Raw genomic sequence first — 20,045 nt, 5'->3', positions numbered from 1 at the left:
GCGGTGTCCTCGGGAAGTGACGGGCACTTCACCGCGGCGTGAGCGTGAGGGCTGCCACGCCGCAAATCTCTCCCATCTATGTCCAGCAACGCGATACTGTCTTGGGTTGGCGGAAACCGACACCTGGGAGGGTAAATGAGCGCCTATCAAACTGTGGTCGTAGGGACTGACGGTTCGGATTCGTCGCTGCGCGCGGTAGAAAGGGCGGCCAGGATCGCCGGAGCGGACGCGAAACTGATCATCGCGTCTGCGTACCTGCCCCAGCACGAAGACGCTCGGGCTGTCGACGCCCTGAAGGGCGAAAGCTACAAGGTCACCGGTACCGCGCCGATCTACGAGATCCTGCACGACGCCAAGGAGCGGGCACACCAGGCCGGCGCGAAGAACGTCGAAGAGCGGGCCATCGAAGGCGCCCCGGTGGACGCGTTGGTCGAACTCGCCGAGTCGGAAAAGGCCGATCTGCTGGTGGTCGGCAACGTCGGTCTGAGCACGATCGCGGGACGGCTGTTGGGCTCGGTGCCGGCTAACGTCTCGCGTAAGGCCAAGGTCGACGTGCTGATCGTGCACACGACCTAGCGTTACCAGGGCTTACCAGCCGCGTTCGCGCCACTCGGCGAGATGCGGGCGTTCGGCGCCTAAGTCTGTGTCATCGCCGTGACCGGGGTAGATGACGGTGGAATCGTCGTAGACGTCGAACACCCGGGTGGCGACATCGTCGAGCAGCTGCTCGAAATCGCCGGGCTGCCATGTCTTGCCGACCCCGCCCGGGAACAGACAGTCGCCGGTGAACAGGTGGGTGACTCCGCCCGTCGCCGGCCCGCCCAGGGCCAGCGCGATCGAGCCCGGCGTGTGTCCGCGCAGGTGAATCACGTCGAACGTCAACTCACCGATCCGCACGGTGTCGCCGTTGGCCAGCAAACGATCCGGCCGGACCGGGAGCGGCTCGGCGTCCACCTCGTGCGAAGCCGTCGGGGCACCGGTGGCCTCGACGACAGCTTCCAGGGCCTGCCAGTGGTCGAAGTGCTGGTGACTCGTCACGATCAGCGACAGCTTGGGCGCGTAACGTCGGATCAGGTCGATCAGGACATCGGCGTCGTTCGCGGCGTCGATCAGCAACGTTTCTCCGGTTGCGGAACAGGTCACCAGGTAAGCGTTGTTATCCATAGGGCCCACTGAGGCCTTCAGGATCGTTGCGCCGGGCAGGCTGCGTCGGGCCGCAGTCCCCGCTTCGAAGTGTCCGGTGTAGTTGTCGCTTGGGGCTGTCATAACGGTCACGTTACTGGCCCAGAACGACTTGTCGGTATGGACACATAGCATGGGGAGAGCTCTGTTCGTGAGCGGAAAAACGGGTGAAAGGGAGTGCGTGGCTGACCGTCTGATCGTCAAAGGCGCGCGCGAGCACAATCTGCGTGGTGTCGACCTCGACCTACCCCGGGACGCACTGATCGTTTTCACCGGGCTGTCCGGATCGGGCAAGTCCTCGCTGGCGTTCGACACTATTTTCGCGGAGGGCCAGCGCCGGTACGTGGAATCGCTGTCAGCGTATGCGCGCCAGTTCCTGGGGCAGATGGACAAGCCGGACGTCGACTTCATCGAGGGCTTGTCCCCGGCGGTATCCATCGACCAGAAGTCGACGAACCGCAACCCGCGGTCCACGGTCGGCACCATCACCGAGGTCTACGACTACCTGCGGTTGCTCTATGCCCGTGCGGGCACCCCGCACTGCCCGATCTGTGGTGAGCGGATCGCGCGCCAGACGCCACAGCAAATTGTCGACCAGGTGTTGGCGATGGAAGAGGGCATCCGGTTTCTGGTGCTGGCACCGGTGGTGCGCACCCGTAAGGGGGAGTTTGCCGACTTGTTCGACAAGCTCAACGCCCAGGGCTACAGCCGGGTCCGGGTCGACGGCGTGGTGTATCCGCTGACCGAGCCGCCGAAGCTGAAGAAGCAGGAAAAGCATGACATCGAGGTGGTGGTGGACCGCCTCACCGTCAAGTCCACTGCCAAGCAACGGCTCACCGACTCGGTCGAGACCGCACTGAACCTGGCCGACGGAATCGTGGTCCTCGAGTTTCCCGACGACCGCGACGAGCATGACCATCCCCGTGAGCAGCGCTTCTCGGAGAAATTGGCCTGCCCCAACGGGCATGCGCTGGCCGTGGACGACCTTGAGCCACGGTCGTTTTCGTTCAACTCGCCCTACGGCGCCTGTCCCGAATGCGTCGGTCTGGGCATCCGCAAGGAGGTCGACCCCGACCTGGTGGTACCCGACCCGGAGCTCACCCTGGCCGAAGGGGCGGTGGCCCCATGGTCGACGGGACACACCGCGGAGTACTTCACCCGGATGCTGGCCGGCCTGGGCGATGCCATGGGATTCAACGTCAACACCCCCTGGCGCAAGTTACCGGCCAAGGCGCGCAAGGCGATTCTGGAGGGTTGCGACGAGCAAGTGCACGTCCGCTACCGCAACCGCTACGGGCGCACCCGGTCGTACTACGCCGACTTCGAAGGCGTGCTGGCGTTCTTGCAGCGCAAGATGGCGCAGACCGAGTCCGAGCAGATGAAGGAACGCTACGAGGGCTTTATGCGGGACATCCCGTGCCCGGTCTGCGACGGCACCCGGCTCAAGCCGGAGATTTTGGCGGTCAGCCTCGCCGCGCGCGAGCACGGCCCGAAGTCCATCGCCGAGGTCTGCGAGCTGTCGATCGCCGACTGCGCGGAGTTTCTCAACGCCCTGACTTTGGGCACCCGAGAGAAGGCGATCGCCGGGCAGGTGCTCAAGGAGATCCAGTCGCGCCTGGGGTTCTTGCTCGACGTCGGGCTGGAGTACCTGTCGTTGTCGCGGGCCGCGGCCACGCTGTCCGGAGGTGAGGCGCAACGCATCCGGTTGGCCACCCAGATCGGCTCCGGCCTGGTGGGCGTGCTGTACGTGCTTGACGAGCCGTCCATCGGTCTGCACCAGCGGGACAACCGCCGTCTCATCGAAACCCTCACGCGCTTAAAGAATTTGGGTAATACCCTGATCGTCGTCGAGCACGACGAGGACACCATCGAGCACGCCGACTGGATCGTCGATATCGGGCCCCGCGCCGGTGAGCACGGCGGCCGCATTGTGCATAGCGGCACCTACAGCGAGTTGCTCTCCAACGAGGAGTCGATCACCGGCGCCTACCTGTCCGGCCGGGAAAGCATCGAGATGCCGGCGTTTCGACGCCCGGTGGACTCGCGTCGCCAACTGACCGTCGTCGGCGCCCGCGAGCACAATCTGCGCGGCATCGACGTGGCATTCCCGTTGGGTGTGCTGACGTCGGTCACCGGAGTGTCTGGGTCCGGCAAATCGACGCTGGTCAACGACATCCTGGCCGCGGTGCTGGCGAACAAACTCAACGGCGCTCGGCAAGTGCCCGGCCGGCATACCCGGGTCACCGGGCTGGATCACCTGGACAAGCTGGTCCGGGTGGACCAATCGCCGATCGGCCGGACGCCGCGGTCCAACCCGGCCACCTACACCGGGGTGTTCGACAAGATCCGCACCCTGTTCGCGGCCACCACCGAGGCCAAGGTCCGCGGCTACCAGCCCGGCCGATTCTCGTTCAACGTCAAGGGCGGACGCTGCGAGGCGTGCACCGGCGACGGCACGATCAAGATCGAGATGAACTTCCTGCCGGATGTGTACGTCCCCTGCGAGGTATGCCAGGGTGCCCGCTACAACCGGGAAACCCTCGAAGTGCACTACAAAGGCAAGACAATCTCCGAAGTCCTGGACATGTCCATCGAGGATGCGGCGGAGTTCTTCGAGCCGATCTCCGGGATCCACCGCTATCTGCGCACGTTGGTCGACGTCGGCCTGGGTTACGTCCGGCTCGGCCAACCGGCGCCGACGCTGTCCGGTGGCGAGGCGCAGCGTGTCAAGCTGGCATCGGAGCTGCAAAAGCGTTCGACCGGGCGCACCATCTACATCCTCGACGAGCCGACCACCGGGCTGCATTTCGATGACATCCGCAAGCTGCTGAAGGTCATCAGCGGTCTCGTCGACAAGGGCAACACGGTGATCGTCATCGAGCACAACCTCGACGTCATCAAGACCTCCGACTGGATCGTCGACATGGGCCCGGAGGGTGGTGGCGGTGGTGGAACCGTGGTCGCTCAAGGCACGCCTGAGGACGTCGCCGCGGTGCCGGAAAGCTACACGGGCAAGTTCCTCGCCGAAGTACTGGCACCGGCGACGCCGCGCTCCGGTAACTCCCGGCGGTCCACCGTCAAGCGCCGCAAAGTCAGCGCCTGAGTGCGGAGTCGGAGGAAGGCACCCCCGCCTCGCCTCGTCCGCTGCGGGCGGCCTCCTCGGTGTGGGCGCCCTCGCCTCGACCGAGGGCGATCGTGGCGGCCAACATCGCGACGACGGCCATCGGCAGCACCACCACCCCCACGCCACGCACGGTGAGTTGCTCGCCGAGCACGAGAACGCCGAGCAGCACCGCGACCACCGGCTCACCGACCAACATGACCGGAACCGACGCCTGCAGCGCACCGGCTTGAAACGCCCACTGCTGCAACACCGTGACCCCGATGGCCAGCACGATCAGCAAGTACAGAGCGGGAACGCTGAGCAGTCCGTGCCAGCCGCCGACGCCGAACAGATGAGTGCACGTCTTGGTAAGCACCGCCACCATTCCGAGCAGGACGGCCACGGCCACACCGAGCGACATTGCGCGCGTGCGGTCGGCGGTGCGACGCGCGATCACCACACAGATCAGCACCACCGCCATCGCGCCGGTGACGGCCAGCGTCCAGGCCGTTGTCCCCGGCCGATAACTCCCTTCGCGGGGTCGCCCCATCAGCACGAAAAGTGCCAAGGCGGAGGTCAACAGCAGCGCCCACGCCCATTCGGAGCCCGACACCCGACTACCGCACCGCCAGGCGCTCAGCGGCAGCACGAACAGCAGCGAGGACACCAGCAATGGCTGCACCAAAAGCAGCGAGCCGTGCGCCAACGCCACGGCCTGAAACACGTACCCGGCGACGGCCGCCGCCGTGCCAGCCCACCACAGCCGGTCGCGCAGCACGGCAGCGATGACCGCGCCCGACATCTCCTTGCCGATGTTCGGAGCTTGCAGGGCAGCCTGGCGGACGACGATGCCCACCGCCGCGGCCAACGCGGCAAGCAACGCCGATCCGATCGCTGGCGCGTGTAACATCAGCCAATCCATGGCTGGCGCATACCCCATCTAGCTCAACCCGACGCCGCAGACTTGGACAACGGCGAGGGAAAGCGCGGGCTGATGCGGACTCCGTCCAGCCAGGCGGTGAGTTCGTCTGCCCGCTGTTGCAGCGCTCGACGCCCGTCACTGCCCGGATCATCGAGGAGCTGGAGCCGGACTTGGGCGTTGTCATCCTGGCACCAGCCGCCGACCACCTGCCCGTTGCACCAGGCGGTGGGTCCGGCGTTGCCGTTTCCGTCGAAGACCTTTTCGCGATGTTCGCCGAGATACCAGTCCCGCTCGGACCAGCCCATTGTGGTGGGGTCCAGCCCGGGTAACAGCGCACACCATGGCGCCGCGTCCGGTTCGACGCTGAGGTCGTCGGCCAGCGCATAGCCGGGGCTGCCGTGCAGATCTACCTCGACCGCGCCGATGGTGGCCAGCGCCGCACGCACCGCCGTCAACGTGGTGCCGAACCACCACTTGATGTCGGTTAGGGTCGCCGGCCCGAATGTCCGCAGCCAACGCCTCGTCAGCTCGGCGCGCGCGGCCGCCTCGGGCACCGGTTGGCTGCGCTCGGAAAGCCAGTCCGCGGTGGTGCTCCAGCGCGGCCGGGAGTTGGTCCAGTTGCCGGCGTTGGGGCCACGCACGATGTCGCCACGCGCCGAGAGCACTGTCAACACCCGTGGAGCCACGGGAGTCGGCCCGCCCCAGCGCTTTCCGGGCGCCGGATCGTAACTCCCCGCCAACTCGGGCAGGGCGGCGCGCAGTTCGGCGCTGTTGGCCGGGCCGTGCTCGCTCAGGTGGCGCAGCACCGCCGCCGACGCGCGGTCCAGCCAGTCCTGCCCGTCCGCGCTGACGCCGCCCTTGTGCAGGTCGGCGACGAGCCGACGCTGCTCGTTGTCGGCAACTTGATCGCTGGCCGCCGACTGAACCATCGCCAGATCGTCACCGTTGATCAACCACAACGTCCGTCGCATGGCCAAATGCTTTACCGCCGAGCGCTTTTCGTAGAGAGCGCGGTCCAGGTCAGCGCTGGCGAACCCGCGGCACCGCGCCCACAGCGACAGATAGGGAGTCGCCGGGTCGGTGGCGTGCAAACCCACCAGTCCGGCGGTGACCCGCGACACCGACCCTGCGGCAGACAGGAAATGCCTGCGCGCCAACCGGTTTCGTCGCTCCGCGACGCTGAACTTACGCATGACTCAGCCGGTGCCGGGCGTCATTTGGGCACCTTGGCGGCCATCGCGTCGGCAATCTGGATCGCTTGGTCGGTAGTGCCGGGAGCGCAGACATTCACGTCGATGACGATATTGGCGACCGCACTGAGCACATGCTGGCAGACCAACTCCGAGCGGCCGTTCGGGCGATCCCGCAGCAGCGAGATCTTGGGCGGGCTGCCCATCACGTCCCGGAACGCCCACCCCGACGTCTTGCCCTCGTTTGTCTGGGTGATGGTTCTACCGGCGCATGCCCGCCACTGGGAATCCTGAGCCGTCACAAACGCGTCGGCCAGTTCGGCCGAGGCGAACACCACCGCCCCTTGGACCACCACGTAGCCCGGATTGCTGTTCGGCTTCAGCGCCAGTTGGGCAAGCATTGCGGTGTATCCGCTGCTCTTGTAGCTGCGGGCCTGGTAGCCGATGAGCGCTCCCAGACACCGCTCGTCCGACAGCGAGTTCTGCGGACCCGGATCGGTCGTCTCGGTGCTGTTGTGATCGACGACCATGCCGGTGGTGCCCAACATGGTGTTGAGCTGATCGGTGCTGAGCAACAGCGACTCCAGTTGGCCCGGAGCAACGGTCGGGCTCGGCGGCGTGGTGGTGACGGCCGCGGTCGTGGCAGTGGTGGTCAGCCCATTGGTCGGGGTCGTGTTAGCGGCAGCCTGCCCGTCGTCTTTGCCGACTGCCAGCCAGATCCCGGTGGCGGACAGCAGCGTCACCACGCTGACCAGAGCAGCGACGATTGGCCAACGCTTGCGTGCGGGTGGCCCCGAGGGCGGTGTGTTGGGCACCCACTGCGGGGTAGCTGGGGGGACCGTATTCCACGCGCCAGGGGGAGTCGGTGTGCTGCGCGGGATAGGGCCGCTGGGCGGCGGGGCGAACTGCTGGCTGTGCGCGATCATCGTCGTCGCCCGGTCCTGGTCGGGAGCGCTGAGTGCCTGCTTGGCGGCGCGAGCCAACTCTCCGGCCGTCGCGTAACGTCCGGCCGGTTCTTTGGCCATGCCCCGGGCGATGACCTCGTCGAAGGCCCTCGGGATGTCCTGGCGCGCCTCGCTGGGCCGGGGGACGGGGTGCATCAAGTGCGCGGCCATCAGGGCACTGAGGTTCTGTGCCTGGTAGGGCGGCCTCCCGGCAAGGCATTCGTAAAGCACGCATGCCAACGAATAAATGTCGGAGCGGTAGGTCGTTTCGTCGTCGGCGAACCGTTCGGGCGCCATGTATCGCCAGCTGCCGACCGCGGTGCCGGTCTTGGTGAGCTGCTGATCGGTGGCCGCGGCTGCGATCCCGAAATCCACCAGGTAGGCGAAATCGTCGCCGGTGATCAGGACGTTCTCCGGTTTGATGTCGCGGTGGATCACCTCGGCGCGGTGGGCGGCGTCCAGTGCAGCGGCGATTTGGGTGATGATCGCGACCGCGCGCGGCGGGGGCAACGCACCGGCGCGCTTCAGCAGTGCGCCCAGATCTTCGCCTTCGATGAAACGCATGTCGATGAATAGCTGGCCGTCGATTTCCCCGAAGTCGTGGATGGGCACGATGTGGGGTTCTTGCAGACGTCCGGCGGTGTGCGCCTCGCGTTGCATGCGCCGCCGGAACACCGCATCCGAGGTGTATTGCTGAGACAGCAGCTTGAGGGCGATGGTGCGTTCTTTGACCGTGTCGACGGCTTCATAGACTTCGCCCATCCCGCCACGGCCTAACAGTCGTCGCAAGCGGTAAGGCCCGAACTGCATGCCCGCCCGCGAATTCGGCACGGTGTCAGTCATCGGTGCGCATCGACTCCCGGATCTGCGCCAAACGCTCGGCGGCCGCCCGCTGACGTTCCTCGTACTGTTCCTCGGCGGAGCGCCCTTCGGCCGTCTCGGCCGCGAGTTCCTCAGCGCCCAGGGCAGCACCGAAACGCGACTCGATTTTCTCGCGCACCGAATCGAAGGTCGGGACGCCGGACGTGTCGTACCCGGGATCGGGTGGGGACGGTTGGTCGGGCATGCCCGCCACGTTACTTTGACGGTTGGCGGCGCTCGAAATAGCGCACCATCAGCTGCCAGTACACCATCGTCAACGCCATCTGGACCGTCACTGCGACGACGGCCGGCTTGAGGCGACGACGCCGCGCGGCTACGACAGCGCAGGCCGATACCGCCGACGCCACCCCGCTGATTACGACGGCGGCGTCGCGGGGCCGCCCGCTGATCCACAGTTCCTCACCCAGCATTGCCCGCGTTGCCCAGGCGCGGTGGTGCTTCGGCTCACCGAAGACGAATGGATTGACCGCCAGCCACACGCCGAGCAACAGCGCATGATCCCATCGCCGGGTCCAGATCGGCACCAGCGTCAGGGGCGTAGTGGCCCACCGCGTCCAGGCGCTGTAGGGGTGGCAATGCCGCGCAAATATCGCGCGGCGGGCACGGGTGACCGACGGCATGGTCGCTATTCTCCTCGCCGCACCGACTTACGCATCGAAAGTCTTCGCGGCCAGCGTCTTTCGTGGCAGTTAATGGGGCTTGGCGAGCGGGAACGGCAGCGTTTCGCGGATGCTGCGCCCGGTGATCAGCATGACCACCCGGTCGACACCCATGCCCAGGCCGCCGGTGGGCGGCATCGCGTACTCCATCGCCTGCAGGAAGTCTTCGTCGAGCTCCATCGCCTCGGGGTCGCCTCCGGCGGCCAGCAGCGACTGCTCCTCGAGACGACGTCGTTGCTCCACCGGGTCGGTGAGTTCGCTGTAGGCGGTGCCCAATTCGACGCCCCAGGCCACCAGATCCCACCGTTCGGCCACACCGCGCTTGCTGCGATGTGGTCTGGTCAGCGGGGATACCGAGGTCGGGAAGTCGATGTAGAACGTCGGGTGCTCGGTGCGGTCCTCGACCAGGTGCTCGTAGAGCTCAAGTACCACCGCGCCGGCGTCCCAATAGGCGCGGTAGGGGATGCGGGCGGCGTCGGACAATTTGCGTAGCGTCTTCAGGTCGGTGTCGGCATCGATGTGCTCACCGAGGGCTTCGGACACCGCGTCGTGGACCGTCTTGACGGGCCAGCTGCCCGAGATGTCCACCGGCTCGAGTCGAGTGCCGGAATCATCTTGAGTTCTGGGCCGCATCGCTGTTTGTGCGCCGTTGGCAGCCTGGGCGGCGTTTTGGATGAGTTCGCGGCAGCCGTCGATCCACACTTTGTAGTCGGCGTGCGCTTGGTAGGCCTCCAGCAGGGTGAACTCGGGGTTGTGGCTGAAGTCGACGCCCTCGTTGCGGAAGGCCCGGCCCAATTCGAAGACCCGCTCGACACCGCCGACGCACAGTCGCTTCAGGTACAACTCGGGCGCGATGCGCAGGAACAGGTCCATGGTGTAGGCGTTGATGTGGGTGACGAACGGTCGGGCGGTTGCCCCGCCGTGCACCTGCTGCAGGATCGGCGTCTCGACCTCGATGAATCCCTTGTCGAACAACGTCTCCCGAATCGAGCGCAACACGTTGCCGCGGGCGGTGATCAGGCTGCGGGATTCGGCGTTGACAGCGAGGTCCACGTAGCGGGTCCGCACCCGCGCTTCGGGATCGGTCAGCCCTTTCCACTTGTTGGGTAGCGGCCGCAGGCATTTGCCGAGCAACCGCCAGCGGGTCACGATCAGCGATCGGGTGCCCTTGTCGCTGTAACCCATGTGCCCGGTCGTCTCGACCAGGTCACCAAGGTCGATCGCCGCGTTGAAACCGGCCGCGCGGCCTTGCTCTAGACGTGAATTGTCCAGCAGCACTTGCATTTCGCCGGACCAGTCGCGCAGGTGCGCGAACAGCACCCCGCCGTAGTTGCGGATCCGCAGGATGCGCCCCGAAACCGAGATGACGGATTCGGTGGCGTCGTCGGTCTGCAGCGCCGCGGCGACGGTGTGGGTGGGTTGCTCTCCCACCGGGTAAGCATCAATGCCGTTGTCGCGCAGCTTCTTCAGTTTGGCCAGCCGCACCCGGACCTGTTCAGGTTGACGACGACGCATCTCGTCGGCGTCGAGCAGGTCTTCGGCTTGCAGGCCGCTGACGTCCGGAGCAGTGCCGTCGGGGTGCAACAGCCCGGTGTCCGCGAGCCGCTGCGGCACGGCGGGATGGTGGCCGGTGTGCACCTTGTCGCGGCGGGTGAACGGTATGGAGAGAAAGCCCTCGGCGAGTGCCGAAGCGACGCCGACCTTGGGCATCATTCGGGCGTCGTCGTAGCAGGCATACCGCGGCACCCATTCGGGCTGGTACTTGGCGTTGGATCGGTAGAGCGTCTCGATCTGCCACCAGCGCGAGAAAAACACCAGCAGAGTCCGCCACAACCGCGCGACCGGACCCGCGCCCAATTGCTCACCCTGCTCGAACGCGGATCGAAAGACGGCGAAATTTAACGAGATTCGGCTGATGCCGAGATTCTCGGCGTGCATGGTGAGGTCACTGACCATCAACTCGATGGTGCCGTTGGGAGATTGCCGGGAACGGCGCATCAAGTCCAGTGAGACGCCGGTGGTGCCCCACGGCACCAAGGACAGCATCGCGACGACTTCGCCGGCGGGGTCAATCGCCTCCACCAACAGGCAGTCGCCATCGGCCGGGTCGCCCAAGCGGCCCAGCGCCATGGAGAAGCCGCGTTCGGATTCGGTGTCGCGCCAGCCGTCCGCGCGCGCGACCGTCTGCACCATCTCCTCCTCGGAGATGTCGCGGTGGCGCCGAATCCGCACCGTCAGGCCGGCGCGACGGGCCCGGGTAACGGCCTGACGCACGCCGCGCATTTCCGGGCCGGACAGCTTGTACTCGGCCGGCCGCAGGATGGCCTCGTCGCCGAGAACCAGCGCGTTGAGTCCGGCCTCGCGATAGGCCTGCGCACCCTGCGAACTGGCCCCCATGACGCCCGGTGCCCAACCGTAGGTTTCACACAGCTGCATCCAGGCCTCTATGGCCGCCGGCCACGCCTTCGGGTCACCGACCGGGTCCCCGCTGGCCAGACAAACACCGATCTCGACGCGGTAAGTGAGGGCCGCGCGGCCGCTGGGGGCGAAGACGACGGATTTGTCACGCCTGGTCGCGAAATACGCCAGCGAGTCGTTCTTGCCCCACAACTCGACCAGCCCGCGGATCGCGGATTCGTCCTCACCGGTCAGGGCGTTGTCGGCGCGCTGGGACAGGAAGAGCACGATGGTGGCCGCGATCAGCGCGAAGGCTCCGAACAACCCGAAGAGCGCGTTGAGGAAAAGGTGCGGGCGCCCGGTGAAAAGCTCAGGATCGGCGAAACTGAAGCCCACCACCCGGTTGGCGACGTAGGGCAACCGATCCGGCGCCGCCAACGTGCCGGGAAACATTTCGACCAAGCCCCAGGAGAGCAGGATCCCGATCGCGCCGCCGACCACCAGTACGGCGGCGGCACGGAACAGTGCGCCTCTGCGGACCTTGGCCCAGAACTCTCGATAGCCGAGCACCAGCAGGACGATCGCCACGACGTGGAACGCGAAGCCGAGGTTTTCGCCGAATGCCTCGGCGGCTGTGTTGCCGCCGGCGGCGATGTCGGCGACATTGACGACGGCGTGCACCACCATGTTGCCGAGCAGCACCAGCCAGGCAATGCGCTTGCGCGCGGTCAGCGCCGCGGCGAGCAGCGCCAGCACGAACGACCAGGCGAAGCTGGTATCGGGGAAGTTGAACAGGTAGCTGTTGATGAACACCCGCGGACCGTGGATCAGCCATCGGATCAGCGGCGACAAACTTGCCAGCAGCGACACGGTAGCGATGACGCCGACGGTCCATCCGGTCGCGGCGGGCAGCCAGTGATACCGGGATGACGGCCTGCGCGTCGTCGGGCGCGGCTTTGTAAGTGTCACAGACCGCGAGGATATTCGCTTGAACCGGGAAATTCCTGGCGATGCCCTCGACATGGCGAGACTGATTTCATTCACGGAGCCGGGAGAGCTGACCCGGGCGGTCCTGGCACGCCGCGACATGGCGGTCCAGCACAACGCGTAATGGCTGTTAGACTGACTGCTGCGACCATCCCGGCTACGGCCAGGGACAGTTAAGTGGAGTCCCACTCCCACCGATTGTCACGAGTTTTTCTCAAGGCAATTCGGTCCGGTCACAGGCATCTCGAAATGCCTGACCTGCATGTTTGTGCAGGCGGTTTGACGAGTTCAAGCCGTGATCGGTCGGCATTGGGCCCTGCCGTTGCAGGGCCTTTTTGCTGATGGTTTGTGCTTCCACCGCTGTTTCCGGCTGAGCCCAGGCACGGGCCGCACTGGAATATCAGCCAACGAGGGAGGCCCCATCAGCACTGAGACCCGCGTCAACGAGCGCATTCGCGTACCTGAAGTTCGACTGATCGGCCCTGGGGGGGAGCAGGTAGGCATCGTGCGTATCGAAGACGCACTCCGCGTTGCCGCGGACGCCGATCTCGACCTCGTCGAAGTTGCTCCTAATGCCAGACCACCGGTCTGCAAGATCATGGACTACGGCAAGTACAAGTACGAGGCGGCGCAGAAGGCGCGCGAATCCCGTAGGAACCAGCAGCAGACCGTCGTCAAAGAGCAAAAACTGCGACCCAAGATCGACGACCACGACTACGAGACGAAGAAGGGCCATGTGGTCCGCTTCCTCGAGGCTGGGTCGAAGGTCAAGGTGACCATCATGTTCCGCGGACGCGAGCAATCACGACCGGAACTGGGTTACCGGTTGCTGCAGCGTCTGGGCGCTGACGTTGCCGAGTACGGATTCGTCGAAACGTCGGCCAAGCAGGACGGACGCAACATGACGATGGTGCTGGCACCGCACCGCGGCGCGAAGACTCGCGCCAGGGCGCAGCACCCGGGAAGCGCGGCGGGACCAGCTGACACAGCCGGTGACACCACACCGTAAGACCAACCTGCAGCACTAGCAGCAGACGAGAAAACTGAGGAAACATGCCCAAGGCCAAGACGCACAGCGGGGCTTCGAAACGGTTCCGGCGCACCGGAACCGGCAAGATCGTCCGCCAGAAAGCCAACCGCCGTCACTTGCTCGAGCACAAGCCGAGCAAGCGCACCCGTCGCCTGGACGGGCGCACCGTGGTTTCAGCCAACGACGCCAAGCGGATCAACTCGCTGCTGAACGGCTAGACCGGCGCGCTCCAACCGCGACATCACCCAAAGACCAGCGGGCTGGCGACAGCCCCCGACCGATTTTGAACGAGAGTAGGAACACCCATGGCACGCGTAAAGCGGGCGGTCAACGCCCACAAGAAGCGGCGCAGCGTCCTGAAGGCATCCAAGGGCTATCGCGGTCAGCGATCACGCCTCTACCGCAAAGCCAAAGAGCAGCAGCTGCATTCGCTGAACTACGCCTACCGTGACCGGCGTGCCCGCAAGGGCGAGTTCCGTAAGTTGTGGATCTCGCGAATCAACGCGGCCGCGCGTGCCAACGACATCACTTACAACCGGTTGATCCAGGGTCTCAAGGCCGCGGGCGTCGAAGTGGACCGCAAGAACCTTGCCGACATCGCGGTCACCGATCCGGCGGCTTTCACCGCGCTGGTCGAGGTTGCCCGTGCGGCGCTGCCCGAGGATGTCAACGCACCTTCCGGAGAGGCTGCCTAAGCCGGCCGTGCTCACCGAACGCTCGGCCCGGGTGGCTGCAGCGGTCAAGCTGCATCGTCACGCGGGTCGGCGTCGCGCGGGATTGTTCCTCGCCGAAGGAGCAAACCTGGTTATCGCCGCGTTCGAGCGCGGGCTGGTCAGGGAGGTTTTCGCCACAGCGGACGCGGCGCACCGGCACGACGCGGTGCTTGCCGACCGGCGCACACCGGTCCACCTGGTGACAGAACGGGCCGCAAAAGCGTTGTCCGACACCGTGACTCCGGTGGGTCTGGTTGCGGTGTGCGAGATTCCAGACGTTGGGCTGGACGAAGTGCTGACGGGCTCTCCGCATTTGATCGCGGTAGCCATCGGCATCGGCGAACCGGGTAACGCGGGCACGCTGATCCGGCTCGCCGACGCCATGGGAGCCTCGGCGGTGGTGCTGGCCGGCCAGAGCGTCGATCCCTATAACGGCAAGTGCCTGCGGGCGTCGACCGGCAGTATTTTCAGTGTTCCGGTGGTAATTGCCCCCGAAACCCAAGCCTTGCTGGGACAGCTCAGATCGGCAGGCTTGCAGGTGCTGGCCACCACGGTGGACGGCGAGATGTCCTTGGATGATTCCGACGACGTGCTCGCCCACCCCACGGCCTGGCTGTTCGGGTCCGAGTCCCACGGATTGCCGCCTGAAATCGCGCAACAAGCAGATCGGCGGATAACGATTCCGATGGCCGGCGGGGCGGAAAGCCTCAATGTTGCGGCGGCTTCGGCCATTTGCCTCTACCAAAGTGCGCGCGCGCTAAGACGCCAGCCTGCGACCGGGACGTCGGCACCGTAGCCTGCCGGTCCGCCGGGCGCCACCGCGCCGAAACCGACCAAATTATTTGAAATTGATCGGTGACAACTCAGAGATCGCGCTGTTACTATTCGGCTCTCGTCTAATAGCGCGAGCCGGAATATTGGCAGATCGGCTGAGCAGATCGGCAAGGGGAACCCATGACTTCTTTGAGTGTGGTGCCAGAAGCGGTAACGGCGGCCAGCGCGAATTTGGACGATCTAGGTTCGGCACTGCGCAGTGCGAGTGTGGCGGCAGTAGATCGGACGACCGCGATCACGCCTGCAGCGGCCGACGAAATCTCCGCCGCGGTCGTGACCCTTTTTGGTTCACACGCACGGGAATTTGAAACTCTCAATGCCCGGGCATCCGCTTTTCATGCCGAGTTCGTGAATTTGTTGAACGGCGGTGCAGCTAAGTATGTGAGTGCCGAGATCGGCAACGCCCAGCAAGCGTTGGTGAACGCGATCAACGGGCCGGCCCAAGCGCTGCTCGGGCATCCGCTGATCGGAAATGCTGCCCCCGCCGCAGCTACCTCTTCGGTCAGCAGCATAGATACTCCGTTCGGGCCCATCGCGATCACGCAGACGGCCACCATGCCCGACACTGGCAACGGTCCGCTGAGCATGACCATGAGTGCATCTACGCCAATAGGTCCCGCGTCGCTGTCAATCAACGGGCAGATGACGACGAGCCAAACCCTGGGGACGCTGCAACTAACCGGCGGCTCGCTCCTCGTTCCTCCCCAGGTGCGGTTGGCGCTGGCTGCGGCGGGTCCGATAGTCACCGGCGGCTATTCGCTGTTCAATAGCTTCAACGCGTTTTCTAGCGCGGTCAGCAGCGGAAACATGCTGGGAGCCGCGACCGTCGCCGCGACCGCGCCCTTCGACTGGGTCCACGCGTGTCTGTTTGGCCACCAGGCGGTCTCGCTGCCGTTGGGCCAGTTGGGAGGCAGCGCGATCGGCCCATCGCTCGACGTGAGGATTCCGTTCGGCGGGTTGTTCGCATCTTCTGCGCCGATGACTATGTCCTTGCCTCAGTACAGCTACACCGCCTCCGGCTTTACCCAGACCTGGATTGGTTCCGACTTCGCCTTCCAGGGCTCCCAGTTCGGTGGACTCGGTACCGAAGTGCTGAAGTTGGTCGGCCTCCCCTTATAGCTCGTCTGCTCCGACGGTAAACCCCGCGCGCACCCGCGACATTTGCATTTCATTAGCGGGTAGTGTGACCTTTCGCTGTTACTATTCAGCTCGCGTGTAATAGCCGACTTCGGTTTCGAGGGGTCTCCGAAAGAGGGGAAACGATGTCACTTCTGAATGTGCTGCCCGATATTGTCTCGGCGGCGAGCGGAAACCTCCAGCAAATCGGTACTGGATTGCGCAACGCGAACGCCGCGGCCGCAACGCAAACCACCGCCATCGCGGCCCCGGCCGCTGACGAGGTGTCGGCCGCGGTCACGGCGCTGTTCGGTACGCACGCGCGACAATTCCAGTCGCTGTGCGATGAGGCGGCGGTTTATCACGACCGCTTCGTGTCTCTATTGAATGGCGGAGCGGCGAAATACCTCGGCGCCGAGTTCGCCAACGCTCAGCAGGCGCTGCTCGGCGGCAGTCCGCTGCTTGCTCCCGCCGGCGTCGCCAATCCGGCTGAGACGGTGGTCAGCGATCTTCAAACCATTTCGCAGGTGTCCAACTACGGTCCGTTGCAAATTTCGTCGAGCATCAGCATGGCGGGTATCTACCAATCCGCGGTCCTCAATGGTCCGTTCGGCCAGATTGGGTCGCTGTCGCTCAGTGGAATTCCGTTCTTTCCGTCCGATCTCAGCGGGGTGGGCGGGTTCGTCGCCAATGCAACCGGCACCATCAATACCCCGTTGGGTCCGCTGGTGTGGATGTCGACGAATGGGTCGGGAACGTTCTCTGCCACCGGTGCGTTCACGGCCTCGATGAGTCAACTCACTCCGTTTGGCCCTCAAGGGATTTCGTTGAATGGGACACTGCCACTGCAGATTACCGGCGGCTCGATCACCGCGCTCGGTTGGCAGTTCTGGTTCCAGGGAAACCGATTCGGGCTCGAACCGCTGTTCCTTAAGCCGCTTGGCTTCTAGATCAGAGCGTTCACGCCGCCCGTCCGCGCCCGCGCGCGGGGCGCAGGCCGGCGATGGACAGCGTGCTGTGCACCAGTGACCCGGCGCGCTCCATGATCGCGCGAGCCGGCTCCAGTGGGCGACCGAGCGGGAAGCGCGGGCGCGGCGGGAAATAGTGCATGGGCAGCCCACGACGGTCCCGCGGCGGCGCCATGAATGCCGGCGCCTCGACCAACGGCGCGTCGCTGCGGATTCGGCCCTCGGCGCGCCGGTAGGCGGCCAATGCGCGGGGGTGCAGACGAATTTCGTCGGGCACCGCCAGGAACGCCAGCTCGACCAGTTTGCCGAACAGCCGCAGCAGCATTTCGTCGCCCGGCGTCCAGCGCATTCCTGCTTTTTCCCGCACCGCGGGCTCGAATAATCCGGCCGCAATCCAACGTTGTCCCGCGACCAGTGGCTTGAAAATCTGATCCCAGATCGGTGTGGGTAGCAAAACGAATCGGGGTTTCGGAATGCGAATGTCGAAGATGTCCAGGACGGCCTGGTTGATCTCTAGCTGCTCGCGGCCGACCCGCTCCCAATACTCCTGGAATTCCTCCCACGAGTGCGGCACTGGCCGCATGCTCATTCCGTACATCTGGTACCACTGCACGTGCTCGTCGAACAGTTGACGCTTCTCGGCTTCGGTCAGGCCGCCGCAGAAGTACTCGGCGACTTTGATGACGAGCATGAAGAATGTCGCGTGGGCCCAGTAGAAGGTTTCGGGGTTGAGGGCGTGATAGCGACGGCCCTCGCCGTCGGTTCCCTTGATGGTGCGGTGGTAGCTCTTGATCTGCTGGCCGGTTTCGGCCGCGCGGTCGCCGTCGTAGACCACTCCCATGATCGGATACACCGAGCGGGCCACCCGCTGCAGCGGTTCGCGCAGCAGAATCGAATGTTCTTCGACCCCGGCGCCCAGTTCGGGATACATGTTCTGGATCGCGCCGATCCAGATGCCCATCATTCCGGTGCGCAGGTCTCCGAAATATTTCCAGGTGAGTGAGTCGGGCCCGAGAGGGTCAGCCGCTGTCGTCGAGGGAACAGTCATCACGGCCTCCAAAGCGCCTAATTTGCGCTCACGATAAACGGTGACAACATGCGTTGTCTACGATTTCGACATATGTGTCGTACCTGCGTTACGGACTCTCCACAGCTCCGCAGTACCCATGTGATCTGCACGTTTGCCTACGTGTGTGACGTAAGTGGCGCAGCTGTGTTGCTCGGGTCAAGTCAAATCGCGATACCCTAGCCGAGTGGAGGTCGGGCCTGACGAATCAAAGTCCGGCGAACCCGACCAGAATGCGACGGCGGTTGCAGAAGACACTCCGCGGCGACGATCTCCGGCGAAGTGGCTCAGTAATACCAACCACAGCCCCGGCGTGGTTGGGTTCGTCAAGCGGGCTCGTCGCTTCCTACCTGGTGATCCCGAGTTCGGTGACCCGTTGTCTACCGCGGGCGAGGGCGGACCGAGCGCCGCGGCGCGGGCAGCCGACCGGCTGTTAGGCGACCGCGACGCCGCCTCACGCGAGGTCAGCTTGGGTGTGTTGCAGGTGTGGCAGGCGATCACCGAGGGAGTTTCCCGGCGACCGGCAAATCCAGAAGTGACGCTGGTGTTCACCGACCTGGTCGGCTTTTCGGCTTGGTCACTACACGCCGGGGATGATGCTGCCCTGACGTTGCTGCGCCAGGTGGCGCGAGCTGTCGAGTCTCCGTTGCTCGACGCGGGCGGACACATCGTCAAGCGCATGGGTGACGGCATCATGGCGGTCTTCCGCCACCCCGATGTTGCGGTCAAGGCGGTGCTCACCGCTCAAGAAGCGATCAAAACCGTTGAAGTAGACGGTTATACGCCGCGAATGCGGGTGGGAATCCACACCGGCCGGCCGCAGCGGTTGGGTTCGGATTGGCTCGGTGTCGACGTCAATATCGCCGCGCGCGTGATGGAGCGCGCCACCAAGGGCGGGGTCATGGTTTCGAGTCCAACCTTGGATTTGATTCCGCAGAGCGAGCTGGACGAAATGGGTGTCACCGCCAAGCGGGCGCGCCGGCCCATGTTCTCCACCAAACTCACCGGCATTCCGGCGGACTTGGCCATTTATCGCCTCAAGGCTCATAGGGAGTTGGCAGCTGGCGATAACACGAATGAGACAAACGTCCATGCATAGTGGAACGTGATGTTTTCTGGCCTTCTCGCCCGGCTGTCGCGGGTCCGCTTCACCGTGGGCTACGTGGCTGCCCTCTTTGCGGTCAGCACCACCATGTTGATGGTGAGCCCGCAGGTCCATGACCGTGTGATTCGGCACGCGAGCACCAACCTGCACAACCTCTCGCACGGAAGGCTGGGAACCCTGGTCGGCAGCGCATTCGTGGTGGAGGCCGGCCCGTTGTATTTCTGGCTGCCTTTTCTGACTTGCCTGCTGGTGCTGGCAGAGCTGCAGCTGCACACCATTCGGCTGGTCGTCACCTTCCTCATCGGCCACATCGGTGCCACCCTCGTGGTGGCGGCGGCGTTGGCGGGGGCAGTCAAGCTCGGCTGGATGCCGTGGTCGATCGCGCACGCCAGCGACGTCGGGATGAGTTACGGCGCGCTGGCGGTCCTGGGGGGACTGACCGGGGCGATTCCGCCTCGCTGGCGCCCGGCGTGGATCACCTGGTGGCTGGCCGTCAGCATCTGTGCGGCGGTGCTGGGCGGCGAGTTCACCAACGCTGGCCATGCCGTCGCCCTGGGCCTGGGGATCTTGCTCGGTATGCGGTTCCGTGCGGCCGTGCACTGGACGCCGTTGCGCTGCCTGATGCTGCTCAACTCCGCGGGTTTCGGGTTCCTCATATTGGCGCACAGCACGGTCGGAATGGCTGCGGGAATCGTGTTCGGAGTGCTGGGCGCCGCGGTGGCGCATGGAGTGGCCGGACGGCTCGCTGTTCGCGCACCACTTGATGCGAACTCAATGCTGCCCGTGGTGTCGACCCCGGCGAATTAGGAATTATCACTTGCTCGCGTTTCACCCGCCGGGGTCGACGCGACATATAAACGTCGAACACGACTCGCCGATGAGCGTGTGCGTGGTTTATCTCTCGACGACAGACGCGGGTGCGCCAGGCTCCTCGACGACTACCTGAT

Annotated in this window: 18 protein-coding genes; 10 read left to right on the top strand and 8 right to left on the bottom strand. The window is 65.1% G+C overall.

The window, feature by feature from the left end:
• The first annotated feature begins 135 nt into the window (after positions 1-135).
• Positions 136-576, top strand: a complete 441-nt coding sequence (locus A5634_RS07950) for a universal stress protein (RefSeq protein ID WP_065143507.1) — start codon at positions 136-138, stop codon at positions 574-576.
• Between the two features lie 12 nt (positions 577-588).
• On the opposite strand, the gene A5634_RS07945 is transcribed toward A5634_RS07950, so the two are convergent.
• Positions 589-1,266 carry an MBL fold metallo-hydrolase gene (locus tag A5634_RS07945; RefSeq protein ID WP_065143506.1) on the bottom strand — a complete coding sequence of 226 codons (678 nt, stop codon included), beginning with the start codon at positions 1,264-1,266 and terminating at the stop codon, positions 589-591.
• A 97-nt stretch (positions 1,267-1,363) separates the two neighbouring features.
• Between A5634_RS07945 and uvrA the strand changes: the two genes are divergently transcribed.
• On the top strand, positions 1,364-4,285 hold the full coding sequence (gene uvrA / locus A5634_RS07940; protein ID WP_065143505.1) for an excinuclease ABC subunit UvrA: 2,922 nt from the start codon (positions 1,364-1,366) through the stop codon (positions 4,283-4,285).
• On the opposite strand, the gene A5634_RS07935 is transcribed toward uvrA, so the two are convergent.
• The 6 genes from A5634_RS07935 to lysX all read right to left on the bottom strand — a co-directional run bounded on the left by A5634_RS07935 (position 4,275) and on the right by lysX (position 12,248).
• A complete protein-coding gene (locus A5634_RS07935) occupies positions 4,275-5,195 on the bottom strand; it encodes a DMT family transporter (RefSeq protein WP_367593450.1) in 921 nt (306 codons plus the stop codon). The genes uvrA and A5634_RS07935 overlap by 11 nt on opposite strands.
• Positions 5,196-5,230: 35 nt before the next feature.
• Positions 5,231-6,400: a winged helix DNA-binding domain-containing protein gene (locus A5634_RS07930; protein WP_065143504.1), complete on the bottom strand. Its 1,170-nt coding sequence runs from the start codon at positions 6,398-6,400 to the stop codon at positions 5,231-5,233.
• A 20-nt stretch (positions 6,401-6,420) separates the two neighbouring features.
• Entirely contained in the window at positions 6,421-8,184 is a 1,764-nt protein-coding gene (locus A5634_RS07925) for a serine/threonine-protein kinase PknH/PknJ (protein ID WP_065143503.1), read from the bottom strand.
• Positions 8,177-8,407 carry a hypothetical protein gene (locus A5634_RS07920; RefSeq protein WP_065143515.1) on the bottom strand — a complete coding sequence of 77 codons (231 nt, stop codon included), beginning with the start codon at positions 8,405-8,407 and terminating at the stop codon, positions 8,177-8,179. The genes A5634_RS07925 and A5634_RS07920 overlap by 8 nt, the downstream gene beginning before the upstream one ends.
• Positions 8,408-8,417: 10 nt before the next feature.
• Positions 8,418-8,843: a DUF6653 family protein gene (locus A5634_RS07915; protein ID WP_065143502.1), complete on the bottom strand. Its 426-nt coding sequence runs from the start codon at positions 8,841-8,843 to the stop codon at positions 8,418-8,420.
• 69 nt (positions 8,844-8,912) lie between these two features.
• Entirely contained in the window at positions 8,913-12,248 is a 3,336-nt protein-coding gene (lysX, locus tag A5634_RS07910; protein ID WP_065143501.1) for a bifunctional lysylphosphatidylglycerol synthetase/lysine--tRNA ligase LysX, read from the bottom strand.
• A gap of 439 nt (positions 12,249-12,687) precedes the next feature.
• On the opposite strand from lysX, the gene infC reads away from it, so the two are divergent.
• The 6 genes from infC to A5634_RS07880 all read left to right on the top strand — a co-directional run bounded on the left by infC (position 12,688) and on the right by A5634_RS07880 (position 16,909).
• On the top strand, positions 12,688-13,275 hold the full coding sequence (infC, locus tag A5634_RS07905; RefSeq protein WP_081290275.1) for a translation initiation factor IF-3: 588 nt from the start codon (positions 12,688-12,690) through the stop codon (positions 13,273-13,275).
• Between the two features lie 44 nt (positions 13,276-13,319).
• Complete coding sequence (gene rpmI / locus A5634_RS07900; RefSeq protein WP_065143499.1) at positions 13,320-13,514, top strand: 50S ribosomal protein L35; 195 nt, start codon at positions 13,320-13,322, stop codon at positions 13,512-13,514.
• Positions 13,515-13,601: 87 nt separating this feature from the next.
• The gene (gene rplT / locus A5634_RS07895; protein WP_023373731.1) at positions 13,602-13,991 is read left to right on the top strand and encodes a 50S ribosomal protein L20; all 390 of its coding nucleotides are present in this window, start codon (positions 13,602-13,604) and stop codon (positions 13,989-13,991) included.
• A 7-nt stretch (positions 13,992-13,998) separates the two neighbouring features.
• On the top strand, positions 13,999-14,805 hold the full coding sequence (locus A5634_RS07890; RefSeq protein ID WP_155769420.1) for a TrmH family RNA methyltransferase: 807 nt from the start codon (positions 13,999-14,001) through the stop codon (positions 14,803-14,805).
• A gap of 158 nt (positions 14,806-14,963) precedes the next feature.
• A complete protein-coding gene (locus A5634_RS07885; RefSeq protein ID WP_065143497.1) occupies positions 14,964-15,962 on the top strand; it encodes a PE family protein in 999 nt (332 codons plus the stop codon).
• Between the two features lie 143 nt (positions 15,963-16,105).
• Entirely contained in the window at positions 16,106-16,909 is an 804-nt protein-coding gene (locus tag A5634_RS07880; protein WP_065143496.1) for a PE family protein, read from the top strand.
• 10 nt (positions 16,910-16,919) lie between these two features.
• Here A5634_RS07880 and A5634_RS07875 read toward each other — a convergent pair whose 3' ends face one another.
• Positions 16,920-17,975 carry an oxygenase MpaB family protein gene (locus A5634_RS07875; RefSeq protein ID WP_065143495.1) on the bottom strand — a complete coding sequence of 352 codons (1,056 nt, stop codon included), beginning with the start codon at positions 17,973-17,975 and terminating at the stop codon, positions 16,920-16,922.
• 205 nt (positions 17,976-18,180) lie between these two features.
• Here A5634_RS07875 and A5634_RS07870 point away from each other — a divergent pair, with 205 nt between their 5' ends.
• Complete coding sequence (locus A5634_RS07870) at positions 18,181-19,092, top strand: adenylate/guanylate cyclase domain-containing protein (RefSeq protein ID WP_081290273.1); 912 nt, start codon at positions 18,181-18,183, stop codon at positions 19,090-19,092.
• A gap of 9 nt (positions 19,093-19,101) precedes the next feature.
• A complete protein-coding gene (locus A5634_RS07865; RefSeq protein ID WP_065143494.1) occupies positions 19,102-19,905 on the top strand; it encodes a rhomboid-like protein in 804 nt (267 codons plus the stop codon).
• The last annotated feature ends 140 nt before the right edge of the window (positions 19,906-20,045 follow it).

The sequence above is a fragment of the Mycobacterium asiaticum genome (assembly GCF_001673365.1).
GTDB lineage: Bacteria > Actinomycetota > Actinomycetes > Mycobacteriales > Mycobacteriaceae > Mycobacterium > Mycobacterium asiaticum_A.
The sequence above is the reverse complement of the archived record's forward strand: the minus strand, read 5'-3'. Positions and strand labels throughout refer to the sequence as shown.